At 64.9% G+C, this 13,080-nt stretch carries 17 protein-coding genes; 2 read left to right on the plus strand and 15 right to left on the minus strand.

Annotation, left to right across the window (positions count from 1 at the left end):
* Positions 1 to 111 precede the first annotated feature (111 nt).
* Positions 112 to 621: a TPM domain-containing protein gene (locus AC3WQY_RS21515; RefSeq protein WP_285234943.1), complete on the plus strand. Its 510-nt coding sequence runs from the start codon at positions 112 to 114 to the stop codon at positions 619 to 621.
* Between the two features lie 11 nt (positions 622 to 632).
* Here AC3WQY_RS21515 and AC3WQY_RS21520 read toward each other — a convergent pair whose 3' ends face one another.
* The 13 genes from AC3WQY_RS21520 to AC3WQY_RS21580 form a co-directional block, all read right to left on the minus strand.
* Positions 633 to 1,502, minus strand: a complete 870-nt coding sequence (locus AC3WQY_RS21520; RefSeq protein ID WP_492710620.1) for a D-hexose-6-phosphate mutarotase — start codon at positions 1,500 to 1,502, stop codon at positions 633 to 635.
* An 81-nt stretch (positions 1,503 to 1,583) separates the two neighbouring features.
* Entirely contained in the window at positions 1,584 to 1,997 is a 414-nt protein-coding gene (locus tag AC3WQY_RS21525; RefSeq protein ID WP_285234941.1) for a F0F1 ATP synthase subunit epsilon, read from the minus strand.
* 68 nt (positions 1,998 to 2,065) lie between these two features.
* Entirely contained in the window at positions 2,066 to 3,478 is a 1,413-nt protein-coding gene (atpD, locus tag AC3WQY_RS21530) for a F0F1 ATP synthase subunit beta (protein ID WP_285234940.1), read from the minus strand.
* Between the two features lie 43 nt (positions 3,479 to 3,521).
* The gene (gene atpG / locus AC3WQY_RS21535; RefSeq protein ID WP_285234939.1) at positions 3,522 to 4,397 is read right to left on the minus strand and encodes a F0F1 ATP synthase subunit gamma; all 876 of its coding nucleotides are present in this window, start codon (positions 4,395 to 4,397) and stop codon (positions 3,522 to 3,524) included.
* Between the two features lie 54 nt (positions 4,398 to 4,451).
* Positions 4,452 to 6,005: a F0F1 ATP synthase subunit alpha gene (gene atpA, locus AC3WQY_RS21540; RefSeq protein WP_285234938.1), complete on the minus strand. Its 1,554-nt coding sequence runs from the start codon at positions 6,003 to 6,005 to the stop codon at positions 4,452 to 4,454.
* 87 nt (positions 6,006 to 6,092) lie between these two features.
* Entirely contained in the window at positions 6,093 to 6,626 is a 534-nt protein-coding gene (locus tag AC3WQY_RS21545; RefSeq protein ID WP_492710621.1) for a F0F1 ATP synthase subunit delta, read from the minus strand.
* Positions 6,627 to 6,628: 2 nt separating this feature from the next.
* Positions 6,629 to 7,099, minus strand: coding sequence for a F0F1 ATP synthase subunit B (locus AC3WQY_RS21550; RefSeq protein WP_285234936.1), 471 nt, complete (start codon positions 7,097 to 7,099; stop codon positions 6,629 to 6,631).
* Positions 7,100 to 7,137: 38 nt separating this feature from the next.
* Positions 7,138 to 7,383, minus strand: coding sequence for a F0F1 ATP synthase subunit C (gene atpE, locus AC3WQY_RS21555; protein ID WP_058721792.1), 246 nt, complete (start codon positions 7,381 to 7,383; stop codon positions 7,138 to 7,140).
* A gap of 68 nt (positions 7,384 to 7,451) precedes the next feature.
* Positions 7,452 to 8,342 carry a F0F1 ATP synthase subunit A gene (gene atpB, locus AC3WQY_RS21560; protein WP_285234935.1) on the minus strand — a complete coding sequence of 297 codons (891 nt, stop codon included), beginning with the start codon at positions 8,340 to 8,342 and terminating at the stop codon, positions 7,452 to 7,454.
* A gap of 2 nt (positions 8,343 to 8,344) precedes the next feature.
* Positions 8,345 to 8,878: an ATP synthase subunit I gene (locus AC3WQY_RS21565; RefSeq protein ID WP_492710623.1), complete on the minus strand. Its 534-nt coding sequence runs from the start codon at positions 8,876 to 8,878 to the stop codon at positions 8,345 to 8,347.
* 151 nt (positions 8,879 to 9,029) lie between these two features.
* On the minus strand, positions 9,030 to 9,920 hold the full coding sequence (locus AC3WQY_RS21570) for an SMP-30/gluconolactonase/LRE family protein (protein WP_492710625.1): 891 nt from the start codon (positions 9,918 to 9,920) through the stop codon (positions 9,030 to 9,032).
* Between the two features lie 32 nt (positions 9,921 to 9,952).
* Positions 9,953 to 10,444, minus strand: coding sequence for a GNAT family N-acetyltransferase (locus AC3WQY_RS21575; RefSeq protein WP_285235563.1), 492 nt, complete (start codon positions 10,442 to 10,444; stop codon positions 9,953 to 9,955).
* Positions 10,445 to 10,464: 20 nt separating this feature from the next.
* Positions 10,465 to 11,154 (minus strand): cytochrome b/b6 domain-containing protein, encoded by a 690-nt coding sequence (locus AC3WQY_RS21580; protein WP_285234932.1) that lies wholly within the window; start codon positions 11,152 to 11,154, stop codon positions 10,465 to 10,467.
* Positions 11,155 to 11,279: 125 nt separating this feature from the next.
* Here AC3WQY_RS21580 and AC3WQY_RS21585 point away from each other — a divergent pair, with 125 nt between their 5' ends.
* A complete protein-coding gene (locus AC3WQY_RS21585) occupies positions 11,280 to 11,729 on the plus strand; it encodes a c-type cytochrome (protein WP_285234931.1) in 450 nt (149 codons plus the stop codon).
* Positions 11,730 to 11,737: 8 nt separating this feature from the next.
* Here the strand turns inward: AC3WQY_RS21585 and AC3WQY_RS21590 are convergent, their stop codons facing one another.
* A complete protein-coding gene (locus AC3WQY_RS21590; RefSeq protein WP_492710628.1) occupies positions 11,738 to 12,364 on the minus strand; it encodes a glutathione S-transferase family protein in 627 nt (208 codons plus the stop codon).
* A complete protein-coding gene (locus tag AC3WQY_RS21595; RefSeq protein WP_285235562.1) occupies positions 12,361 to 13,077 on the minus strand; it encodes an alanyl-tRNA editing protein in 717 nt (238 codons plus the stop codon). Before AC3WQY_RS21595 ends, AC3WQY_RS21590 begins: the two co-directional genes overlap by 4 nt.
* Positions 13,078 to 13,080: the final 3 nt, after the last annotated feature.

The following is a 13,080-nucleotide window of genomic DNA, read 5'->3' on the forward strand; positions in this document are numbered from 1 at the left end:
GATCTGGGGCGGCGGCGGCGGTGGCTTCGGCGGCGGCTCCGACGGCGGCGGCGGCTTCTCCTCGGGCGGCGGGGGTGACTTTGGCGGCGGCGGCGCCTCGGGAGATTGGTGATGGGAGCCCGTTTGCTACGCCTGCTCAAGCATCGCCTCTGGGACGAGGGCGACGCGCAGCGCGCCCTCCCCGAACCTGTGCTGGAGCGCCTGCGCCAGCGCGTGGCCGCCAGCGAGACGCGCCACAGCGGCGAGATCCGCATCTGCGTGGAGGCCAGCCTGCCGCTGTCCTATCTCTGGCGCCAGGCCAGCGCACGCGAGCGCGCCCTGGCCATGTTCGGCAAGCTGCGCGTCTGGGACACCGAGCACAACAACGGCGTGCTGATCTACCTGCTGCTGGTGGAACACCGCATCGAGATCATCGCCGACCGCGGCCTCACACGGCGCGTCGGGCCCGAGGCCTGGAACGCCTTGCTGGCGCGCATGCGCGGTGCCTTCCGCGATGGCGCATTCGAGGCCGGGCTCAGCCAGGCCGTTGACGAGGTAGGCGAAATGCTGGCGCAGCATTTCCCGCTGCGCGCGGGCGAGCTCAATCCGAACGAGCTGCCGGACGAGCCGGCGCTGCTCTGATCAGCCCCGCTTCAAGCCAGGCTCAGGCTCTGGCGGCCCACCCAGCTCTCGCCGGGGGCCAACTGCACCGGGCGCTCGACCTGCGCCGCCTCGATGCACAGGAAGTGCTGGTAACCGTCGGCCGGCATGTCCGCGAGCGCCGCACATTTGGCCGCGCCGGGATTCCACACCACCGCGTCCTCGAAGCCCTGCTGCTGGATGCCCACGCGGCGCTCGCCCGCGGCGGTGAGTTCCTGCAGGGTCAGGTCTTGCTTCACCTGGTAGTAGATGCGATCCAGGTCCTGCGCGCCCGGGCTGCCGGGCAGGAGCAGATCGGTGCGCTGGCTGCGCTCCACCCCGTCCACCGAATCCCAGTAGCTCAGGCCGGCAAGGCCCTGCACGCTGGCGTCGCCCAAAGCGCCCAGACCCAGATAGCTGTGCAGCGCGGCGCTGAAGCTGAACATCTCCTCGCCCTTGTTCTCGCAGGCGAGCTCGATCTCGAGATCGCGGCCGGCCACGCGCACGCTCAGCTCGAGCTCGAAGGCATGGGGCCAGAACATGCGCGTCGCCGCGTCGTCGCTGAGGCGCAGCACCGCCAGCGCGTCGCCCTCGCCCTGCTCGGCCATCACCAGCTGCCAGGGCTTGGTGCGGGCAAAGCCATGGCGCTGCAGCGGGCCGCGCGCTGCGAACTGCGGAAAGATCACCGGCACGCCGCCGCGTATCGCCTGGCCTGAGGCCATGGCCGTCTTGGGCGAGACGTAGAGCTGCTCGTCGGCACCGGCGGGCACCCAGGACAGCACATGGCCGCCATGCAGCAGCACGGTGGCACGGGCGCCGTCGGGGGCGCAGAGCTCCAGGGCTTCCATGCCTTGGTGGCGGGTGATGGCGATGGGCGTGGACATAGGGTCAGAGCATACGAGAGACAAAAAAGAACGCCCGCCTGACTTGCGTCGGCGGGCGCCGTGAGCAGCCGGGCTGCTTGCTTACTTCTTGCGGAACTTGCGCAGCGCAGCGATCTGGGCGGCCATGGCGGCGAATTCGCCTTGCGCGGCGGCAAAGTCGATATCGCTCTTGGCGTTCTTCATCGCTTCCTCGGCCAGCTTCTTAGCCTCGGTAGCCTTGGCTTCGTCGAGGTCCTTGCCGCGGATCGCGGTGTCGGCCAGCACGGTCACGGTGCCCGGTTGCACTTCGAGAATGCCACCGGCCACGAACACGAACTCTTCGCCACCGTCGGCGCGCTCGATGCGCACCGCGCCCGGCTTGATGCGGGTGATCAGCGGGGTGTGCTGGGGCAGGATGCCCAGCTCACCGCTTTCGCCCGGCAACGCGACGAACTTGGCCTCGCCGGAGAAGATCTGCTCTTCGGCGGAAACCACATCAACGTGGATGGTTGCCATGTCAATCTTCCTTTAGCGGTTGAAAAGATTCAGTCATGCGGCTGGGGTGCGAGCACCCCGAGGCCTCATCACTGCATCTTCTTCGCCTTTTCGAACGCTTCGTCGATCGTGCCGACCATGTAGAAGGCCTGCTCGGGCAGGTGATCGCACTCGCCGTTGACGATCATCTTGAAGCCGCGGATGGTTTCCTTCAGGGGCACGTACTTGCCGGGCGAGCCGGTGAAGACTTCGGCCACGTGGAAGGGCTGCGACAGGAAACGCTGGATCTTGCGAGCGCGGGCCACGGCCAGCTTGTCTTCCGGCGACAGCTCGTCCATGCCCAGAATCGCGATGATGTCGCGCAGTTCCTTGTAGCGCTGCAACACGCCCTGCACGGCACGGGTGGTGTTGTAGTGCTCTTCGCCCACCACGTTCGGGTCCACTTGACGCGAGGTCGAGTCCAGCGGGTCCACGGCGGGGTAGATACCCAGCGAAGCGATGTCACGCGACAGCACGACCGTTGCGTCCAAGTGGGCAAAGGTGGTGGCGGGTGAGGGGTCGGTCAAGTCATCGGCAGGCACGTAAACGGCCTGGATGGAGGTGATCGAACCGACCTTGGTCGAGGTGATGCGCTCTTGCAGACGGCCCATTTCTTCGGCCAGCGTCGGCTGGTAGCCCACGGCCGAAGGCATACGACCCAGCAGTGCCGACACTTCGGTACCGGCCAGGGTGTAGCGGTAGATGTTGTCCACGAAGAACAGCACGTCCTTGCCTTCGTCACGGAAGGACTCGGCGATCGTCAGACCGGTCAGGGCCACGCGCAGACGGTTGCCCGGGGGCTCGTTCATCTGACCGTAGACCATCGCGACCTTGGAGTCCTCGAGCTTCTCGAGGTTCACCACGCCGGAGTCGGCCATCTCGTGATAGAAGTCGTTGCCCTCACGGGTACGCTCGCCCACACCAGCGAACACCGACAGACCGCTGTGGGCCTTGGCGATGTTGTTGATGAGTTCCATCATGTTCACGGTCTTGCCCACGCCGGCGCCACCGAACAGACCCACCTTGCCGCCCTTGGCGAACGGGCAGATCAGGTCGATCACCTTGATGCCGGTTTCCAGCAGGTCTTGCGAGGGGCTCAGCTCGTCGTAAGACGGTGCAGCGCGGTGGATGGACGCGGTCAGCTCGGCAGCCACGGGGCCGCGCTCGTCGATCGGGTTGCCCAGCACGTCCATGATGCGGCCAAGGGTTGCCTTGCCGACCGGGACCTTGATGTTCTCACCGGTGTTGTAGACCTCGGTGCCGCGGCGCAGGCCGTCGGACGAGCCCAGCGCAATGGTACGCACCACGCCGTCGCCCAGCTGCTGCTGGACTTCCAGCGTCAGAGCCGAGCCTTCCATCTTCAGCGCGTCATAGACCTGCGGCATCTGGTTGCGCGGAAACTCCACGTCCACCACGGCGCCGATGCACTGAACGATCTTGCCCACTGATTGAGTGTTAGCCATTTTTTCGTTCCTTCAATTCCAAAACTTTTGCGTTCGACTGCGATCAGCCCACGGCGGCGGCGCCGCTGACGATTTCCGACAGTTCCTTGGTGATGGCGGCCTGGCGGGTCTTGTTGTAGACCAGCTTCAGCTCGGCGATCAGGTTGCCGGCGTTGTCAGTAGCGGCCTTCATGGCCACCATGCGCGCCGATTGCTCGGACGCCATGTTCTCGGCCACGGCCTGGTAGATCAGGGCCTCGGTGTAGCGCACCAGCAGCTCGTCGATGACCGTGGCGGCATCCGGCTCGTAGATGTAATCCCACGAGTGGTTGTTGCCCGCGCCCGCCTTCATGCTCTCGGCCGACAGCGGCAGCAGTTGCTGCACCACCGGCTCCTGCTTCATCGTGTTGATGAAGCGGGTGTAGCAGAGGTAGACGGCCGACAGCTCGCCTGCGGCGTACTTGTCCAGCAGCACCTTGACGGGGCCGATGAGCTTCTCGATGTGCGGCTGGTCGCCCAGCTGCGTCGCATGAGCCACCACCTTGGCGCCGATGCGGTTCATGAAGGAGTAGCCCTTGTTGCCGATGGCAACGACTTCCGCCTTCTGACCCGCGCCCTCAAGCTCCTTGAGCTTGTTGGTCGTGGCGCGCAGCAGGTTGGTGTTCAAGCCACCACAAAGACCCTTGTCGGTCGTCACCACCACGTAGCCGGCCACCTTGGCCTGGTCATTCTTGACCAGGAAAGCGTGCTGGTACTCGGGGTTGGCCTGGGCGAGATTGGCGGCGATGTTGCCGATCTTCTCGCTGTAGGGGCGGGCCGCACGCATCCGGTCTTGCGCCTTGCGCATCTTGGAAGCGGACACCAGCTCCATGGCCTTGGTGATCTTCTTCGTGTTCTCGAAGCTCTTGATCTTGCCGCGAATTTCCTTGCTTGATGCCATGATTTCTCCTGTTAGGTCCGGGCCGTTCTTTGCATCACAGCCCGGTCATGGTCATTAGGCGAAGGACTTCTTGAACGTGGTGATGGCAGCGTTCAGCTCGGCTTCGGCATCCTTGTCCATGGCCCGATCGGCCTCCAGCTTGGCCAGCAGAGCGGCGTGGCTGGTTTTCAGGAACTGGTGCAGGCCGTGCTCGAAAGCCAGAACCTTCTTGACGTCCAGGCTGTCCATGAAGCCCTTGTTCACCGCGAACAGCGTGGCAGCCATCAGGCTGATCGGCAGCGGCGAGTACTGAGCTTGCTTGAGCAGCTCGGTCACGCGGGCACCGCGGTCCAGCTGCTTGCGGGTGGACTCGTCCAGATCGGAAGCGAACTGCGCGAACGCGGCCAGCTCACGGTACTGGGCCAGGTCGGTACGGATACCGCCGGACAGGTTCTTGATCAGCTTGGTCTGTGCAGCACCACCGACGCGCGACACCGAGATACCGGCGTTGATGGCGGGGCGGATACCGGCGTTGAACAGGCTGGTTTCCAGGAAGATCTGACCGTCGGTGATCGAGATCACGTTGGTCGGAACGAAGGCGGACACGTCACCGGCCTGGGTTTCGATGATGGGCAGGGCCGTCAGCGAACCGGTCTTGCCCTTCACTTCACCCTTGGTGAAGGCTTCCACGTAATCGGCGTTCACGCGGGCTGCGCGCTCCAGCAGACGGCTGTGGAGATAGAACACGTCGCCGGGAAAGGCTTCGCGGCCGGGCGGACGACGCAGCAGCAGCGAGACCTGGCGATAGGCCACGGCTTGCTTGGACAGGTCGTCATACACGATCAGGGCGTCTTGGCCGCGGTCGCGGAAGTACTCGCCCATGGTGCAGCCGGAGTAGGCCGAGACGTACTGCATGGCAGCCGACTCGGACGCCGAGGCGGCCACCACGATGGTGTATTCCATCGCGCCGTTGGCTTCCAGGGCACGCACCACGTTCTTGATCGACGACGCCTTCTGGCCGATGGCGACGTAGATGCAGGTCATGTTCTGACCCTTTTGGTTGATGATGGCGTCGATCGCGACGGCAGTCTTGCCGGTCTGACGGTCGCCAATGATCAACTCACGTTGGCCGCGGCCCACGGGCACCATCGAGTCGATGGACTTCAGACCGGTCTGCACCGGCTGGTCCACGGACTTACGGGCGATCACGCCGGGAGCGACCTTTTCGATCACGTCCGTCATCTTGGCGTTGATCGGGCCCTTGCCGTCGATCGGCTGGCCCAGGGCGTTCACGACACGGCCGATCAGCTCGGGGCCGACGGGCACTTCCAGAATGCGGCCCGTGCACTTCACGGTGTCGCCTTCGGAGATGTGCTCGTAGGCACCCAGGATCACGGAACCGACGGAGTCGCGCTCGAGGTTCAGCGCCAGGCCGTAGGTGGGTTGACCATCGGCGGCGGCGGGGAACTCCAGCATCTCGCCTTGCATCACATCGGACAGGCCGTGGATGCGGACGATACCGTCGGAGACGGACACCACGGTGCCCTGGTTGCGGACGTCCGTCGATGTGCCAAGGCCCTCGATGCGGCTCTTGATCAATTCGGAAATTTCAGCAGGATTCAGTTGCATTGCTTGCTCCCATCTGGTCGGGCGTCTGTTGCCAGAGCGCGGGTGACACAGGGATGAATCGGAATAGGTGTCTTCTCGCGCTAGCTTTTAAGCTGTGAGCGCCACTTTCATGCGTTCCAGGCGGGCCTTGACGGAGGTGTCGAGCACCTCGTCGCCGACCACCACACGGATACCGCCGATGAGTGAAGGCTCCAGCGTGACATGGGCTTCGAGCTTGCGACCGAAACGCTTCTCCAGGGTGCCGATCACATCGCTCAGCTGGGCTGCGTCGATGGGATAGGCGCTGAAGATCTGCGCATCAGCCACGCCGGCTGCGGCATTGGCCAGCACGTGGAACTGCGCCACCACTTCGGGCAGCGCCGCCAGGCGGCTGTTCTCGATCACCGCGCGCAGAAAGTTCTGCAGCTCCGGGGCCAGGTCTTGCTTGGCGGCCGCGGTCATCACCGCGTACACCTGCTCGGCCGTGACCTTGGGGTTGTCGGCGAACTGGCGCAGATCGGCATCCTGTGCGACCAGGGCGAGCGCGTCGAGCGCCGCGCCCCAGGCCTTCACATCATGCTTGACCGCGACCTGGTAGAGCGCTTCAGCGTAAGGGCGTGCAATGGTTGCGAGCTCAGCCATGATTACAGCTCCGTCTTCAGACGGCCCAGCAATTCGGCGTGCACGCTGGCATTGACTTCGCGTTGCAGAATTTGCTCGGCGCCCTTCACGGCCAGTGCGGCGACCTGCTCGCGCAGGGCCTCACGGGCACGCGCGGCTTGCTGTTCGGCCTCGGCCTTGGCAGCAGCCACGATCTTGGCGCCTTCATCTTCTGCGCGCTTCTTCGCTTCGTCCACGATCGCAGCGGCGCGCTTTTCGGCGTCGGCCAATTGCTTGGTGGTTTCGTTGCGCGCCTGGCTCAGTTGCTCGTCAACGCGCTTGTTGGCGGTTGCCAATTCGCTCTTGGCCTTGTCGGCCGCAGCCAGCCCGTCAGCGATCTTCTGCGCACGCTCATCCAGCGCCTTCATCACAGGCGGCCAAATGAAGCGCATGGTGAACCACACAAGGATCGCAAAGACGATCGCTTGCAGGAACAGGGTTGCGTTGATATTCACAGCACGATCCTTTCAACCGTGAAAGGTAAGCGAGCCGCTTAGATCGCGAAGGGCTTGGCGAATGCGAACAGCAGAGCGATAGCCACACCGATCAGGAAGGCAGCGTCGATCAGACCAGCCAAGATGAACATCTTGGTTTGCAGTTCGTTCATCAGCTCAGGCTGGCGAGCCGACGATTCCAGGAACTTGCCACCCATCAGCGCGATGCCGATAGAAGCGCCCAGAGCGCCCAGACCAACGATGAGACCGCAAGCCAGCGCGACGAGACCGAGGATGTTTTCCATGATTAGCTCCTGAATGGAATGAAAAGAAAGAAATTGAAGAAAAGGGAAAGAGAAGAACTGCTTGGGAATCAGTGCGAGTCGTGCGCCTGGCCCGTGTAGATCAAGGTCAACATCATGAAGATGAAGGCCTGCAAGGTGATGATCAGGATGTGGAACAGCGTCCACACCGTACCGGCCACCACATGACCGAAGCCCAGCCAGAAACCACCCGTAAGGGGGTTCAGCTCCCAGGCCCAGACACCGCCCATCAGCGCGATCAGCATGAACACGAGTTCGCCGGCAAACATATTGCCGAACAGTCGCATGCCGTGCGAGACGGTCTTGGCAGCGAACTCGATCATCTGCATCAGGAAGTTGACCGGATACAGGAACCACTTGTCGCCGAACGGCGCAGCCAGCAGTTCATGCGTCCAACCACCGACGCCCTTGATCTTGACGCTGTAGAAGAAGCACATCAGCAGCACGCTGGTCGACAGACCCAGCGTGGTGGAGAGATCGGCGGTGGGCACCACACGCATATAGGCATGGTGCGCATCGTGGCCCATCGAGGCATAGACCTGGGTCCAGGCCGAAGGCAGCAGGTCCACCGGCAGCATGTCCATGAAGTTCATCAGGAAGATCCAGACGAACACGGTCAGGGCCAGCGGCGAGATGACCTTGCGGCTGGCGGCGTTGTGGATCACGCCCTTGGCCTGGTTCTCGACCATTTCGGCAATGATTTCAACGGCAGCCTGGAAGCGGCCCGGCACACCCGAGGTGGCCTTGCGCGCGGCGCGCCACAGGATGAAGCAACCAATCACGCCCAGGATCACCGAATAGATCAGCGAGTCCAGATTGAACAGGCTGAAGTCAACGATGCTGGTCTGCTTGACCGCCTGCCCCGAGAAATTGACCTGCATGTGCTGCAGGTGGTGCTGGATGTATTCGCCCGCGTTCGGCGCGTGTCCTTCGGCTGCCATCGTCAGTTTCCGTCACTAATGCTTGTAGAACGGCCCCGCGTGAGCAGGACCAGCCAATTAACTTTCAGGCAGAGGATCATGGTCACCAGCATCGCCAGCCAACTCAGATCCGCCACCCGTTTGGCCACCACCACCAGGATGGCAATGGCCAGCAAAATCTTGACCGACTCCCAGAACATCATCGAGAGCAAGGCCGCTCCCGCATCCGTCACCGTTCGTCGCGTGGCACCCCAGGCCATCAGGCCGTTCGGCACCACCACCGCGATCGCGCCACACAGCGCCGACCACGCCTTGCCGCTCTCCTGCGTGAACAACCACCAGAGCGCAGCCATCACCACACCTGCCAGGGCCTGCACCATCACCAGGCGCCAGGGCGACCATTTCAACAACGTATCAGGCCACCTGGCTCTCAGGCTTTGCGCTTCTTCACGCGACAGCACCTTGAAAGGCTCTTCGCCGACCTCATCTCCCCAGGCATCGTCAGGCCTGGCCTGCGGCGCGGCATTGTCACGGGCGCGCAGGTTCTCAGGGCTCACGGCTTAGGGGTGCAATCAGCAAAACCCAAGGATTATATGTGGTTTCCCCTTACACCCAGGTAACGCAGCGATGCACATGCCTTTGCGGCCAGGCTTGACAAAGCGCACGCTGTGGCTTTAGCCACCCGTGGATTACCCTGCCCGCGGGGCTTCAGAGGCGTGCGAACTGGGCCGGCAGCCCCGGCACATCCACCCGCAGCTTCAGCACGCAACCGGCCCAGGGCTGGGCGGCCAACTCCTCGGCGGGGCGTTTCTCGCGCGCCGTGGTGATGTAGAGCGTGCGCAGGTCCGGGCCGCCAAATGCCGGCATGGTGGGGCAGCGTACCGGCAGCCGCACGGTTTGCAACAGCGCGCCGGAAGGCGACAGCCGCAGCAAGCGCTGACCCTCGAACATCGCAACCCAATAGCAGCCCTCGGCATCCACCGCCGCGCCATCGGGCCGGCCGGCATAGTCGTCCAGGGCCTGATCGGCCTGGCGCGGCTCGAACTGCGCGAACACGCGGCGCTGGCTGATGGCACCGCTGCCGGCATCGAAATCCCAGGCGTAGATGGCATGGGCCTTGGTATCGGCGCCGTACATGCAGCGCTGATCCGGGCTCCAGGCCAGGCCGTTGGCGGTGGTGATGCCATCGACCATGCGCTGGCATTGCCCGTCGGCCACGCGGTAGAGGCCCGCCTCGGGCCGGCGCGCGTCGTCGATCGTGCCGACCCAGAAGCGCCCCTGGGCGTCGGGCTTGCCATCGTTGAAACGCTGCTGGCCGGGATCAAAGGGGGGCGGCATCAGGCGCTCATGCGCGCCACTGGCCGTGTCCAGCCGCCACAGGCCGTTGCGCTGCGCGACCAGCAGGCCACCACCCGCCAGCGCCGCGATGCAACCCGGTTCGCTGTCCAGCTGCCAGACCTGCGCCTCGCCCTCGCGCAGGCACAAGACCTGGCGCGCGGCGATGTCGACGTAATAGAGGCATTGCTCCAAAGGGTGCCACAGCGGCGATTCGCCCAGGGTGGCGGGCTGCGGGCAGGCAAGTTCGACAACAACGCTCATGCCGCGATGCTAAGGCCGTACCAGGCCGTAACTCAGCCCAGTTCCACTTTCAGATAGTGGGCGCCCGCGATCGGGTTGAAGTAATAGGGTGGGATCTCTTCGAAGCCCAGGCTTTCATAGAGACCGCGCGCCGCCTCCATATCGTCCAGGGTATCCAGCAGCATGGCCGAATAGCCCGACTCGGTGGCCCGGTCGATCAGGGCCTGGGCCAGCAAGCGCCCCAGACCGAAACGCCGGAAGGCCGGGCGTACAAAGAGGCGCTTCATCTCGCAGGCATTCGGATAGTCCACATCCGGCGCCGGGCGAAAGCCGCCGCAGCCGGCCAGCTGACCATCCACCATGGCCAACAGCATCAGGCCGGCGGGCTGGGCGTATTCACCCGGCAAACCAGCCAGCTCGGCCTCGAAATTCTGGAAGCACAGATCGACGCCCAGGGACTGCGCGTACTCGCGCAGGATCTCGCGGGTGCGTGCAAAGCCTTCGGGGGTATCCGGCAGAACCAGACTGATATCGGGTGTTTCCATGCAGGCCGGCAGTGTACCCATCAGCCCAGACTCACCAGCAGGTAGACCGCGGCACCGCAGGCCCCCAGCAGGGTGAGCGCGAACACGCGCGTGGCGAGCGAATCGCGCGACGCCGGCACATGGGCGGGCAGCTGCTTGTCGCCGCTGAACATCGGGCCCAGCAGATCGCGGTCCTTGCCGAAGCGGTAGAACAGCACCACCAGCACATGCAGGGCCACCAGGGCCAGCAAGCCCCATTGCCCCAGGTGCTTGTGATAGGCCGTCCAGGCCAGGCTCTGCTCGCTGGTGACGAAGCGGATCAGCGGGCCGGTGACGGAGATCTCGTCATCGGCGATCAGCCCCGAGCCGACCTGCACCAGCAGCCAGGCCAGCATCACCAGCACCGAGAGCCCGCCCAGCGGGTTGTGGCCGATATCGAAGCGCTCGCCCGGCCGGGGCCGGTGGCGCACATAGCGCCAGATCGCTGCCGGGCTGTAGATCAGATGATGCAGGCGCGACCAATGGCCGCCCACCAGGCCCCACAGCACGCGAAACGCCACCAGGGTCAGCACCGCATAGCCCAGCCACATATGCCAGACCATGGCATCGCCGCCCAGCTTGGCACTCAGCACCGAGCCCAGCACGGCCAGCACCAGCGCCCAGTGGAACAGCCGCGTCGGCAGATCCCACACGCGCACCCGGGCTCGCAATTCGGCCGTCGCCTCGTTCATGGCAGAAAGCGCTGTTGGTAAAGGGACATGGACCGACGATAACCCAAACATTTCGACCCTGCATACACTCGCGGGCCCGGGCAAGACCCGGCACCAGCTAGCCCAACACTGCAAGGATTTCAAGCATGAAGCGTTACGTGATCGCCCTGGCCGTCGGCCTGTGCAGCGCCCTGCCCTCTCACGCCCAGTTCCAGAAGCCTGAAGATGCGGTCAAGTACCGCAAGGCGGCGTTCACGGTGATGGCCACGCATTTCGGCCGCATCGGCGCGATGGCGCAGGGTCGCGTGCCCTTCGACGGCGCGGCCGCTGCGGCCAATGCCGAGATCGTGGCGGAGATCGCCAAGCTGCCCTACATGGCCTTTGTGGAAGGCACGGGCGGCAACGAGAAGGGCAGCCCCAAGGCCAATGTCTGGAGCGAGCGCGCCAAGTTCGACGAGGCCGCCAAGAACCTGCAGACCGAGGCCGCCAAGCTGGCCCTGGCCGCCAAGGCCAACAACCTCGACCAGCTGAAGGCCGCCTTCGGCAATACGGCCAGGACCTGCAAGGCCTGCCACGACAATTTCCGCAACGACTGATCGCCCGCTCAGGGCTGCCCGTTGCGGCCGTGCGCCATAAAGCCCGGCCGCGCGCTCAAGCGCTCGTAATAGGCGCGCACGGCGGGCAGCTCGGCATGCGCCAGCGGCGCCGCGGCCCAGCGGTGCACCGACAGGCCCAGCACCACATCGGCGAGCGTGAAGTCGGCCCCGAGCACGTAAGGGCCGCCGGCCGCCAGCTGTGCATCCAGCATGGCCATGTGGCGATTCCAGCCCGCCACGCCGGCGGCCAGCGCCGCGGCGTCCTGGTGCGCCGGACTCTGGCGCACCAGGCTCATGAAGGCATAGCGCCAGCTGTTGTTCAGCTCGCCGGCCTGCCAGTCCATCCATTGCTCGACCAGGGCGCGCTGCCGCGGCGCTGCCGGCAGCAGATCGCTGCGCGCCTGGCGCGCCGCCAGGTAGCGGCAGATGCTGTTGCTCTCCCACAGCACGAAGTCGCCGTCGAGCAGCACCGGCACCATGCCGTTCGGATTCAGCTTGAGAAATTCAGGCGTCTGGGGATCGGCAAAGCCCGCGCCCCAATCCTCGCGCTGGTAGTCCAGGCCGAGCTCGGCGCAGGTCCACAAGACCTTGCGCACATTGATCGACGCGGCCTTGCCCAATATCTTCATCGTCATGTTGCAAACCCCAATACGACCCTTCGGGTCTTGGCCGATTTCTTCTCGATCTTGCTGACCACCACGGCACCGATCTCGGCCGTGTTCGACACATGCGTGCCGCCGCAGGGTTGCAGGTCCACCCCTTCGATCTGCAGCACCCGCACCCGGCCCGAGCCGCGCGGGGGTTGCACGCTCATGCTGCGCACCAGGCCGGGGTTAGCCTCCAGCTCCGCATCGCTGATCCAGCTGTGGCTGACGGCATGCGCTTCGGCGACCAGACGCGCCAGCCCGGCCGTGAGCTCGTCCTTGTCCAGCGGCTCGGTCATGTGAAAGTCCAGCCTTGCGTATTGCGCGGTGATCGAGCAACCGTCCACCGGATGAGGCACCAGCGCGCACAGCAGGTGGGTGGCGGTGTGAAAGCGCATATGCGCATGCCGGCGCGCCCAGTCGATGCGGGCGCTGACGGCCAGCCCCGGCAGCAAGGCCGCCAGCAGCTCCGGCTGCTCCGGCGCCGGCAGATGCAGGATCTCGCCCGCCTCGCCCTTGCGGGTATCGGCGATGCGCAGCGCGCGGCCGTCGGGCAGCAGCAGTTCGCCGGCATCGCCGGCCTGGCCGCCGCCAAGCGGATAGAACACCGTGCGGTCCAGCAGCACGCCGCGCTCGTCCACGCGCAGCACGCGCGCCTGGCATTCGGTCAACTGCGCGTCTTCTCGAAACAGGTCTTCGGTCACCGT

This window comes from Roseateles sp. FW301-B2 (assembly GCF_058788955.1).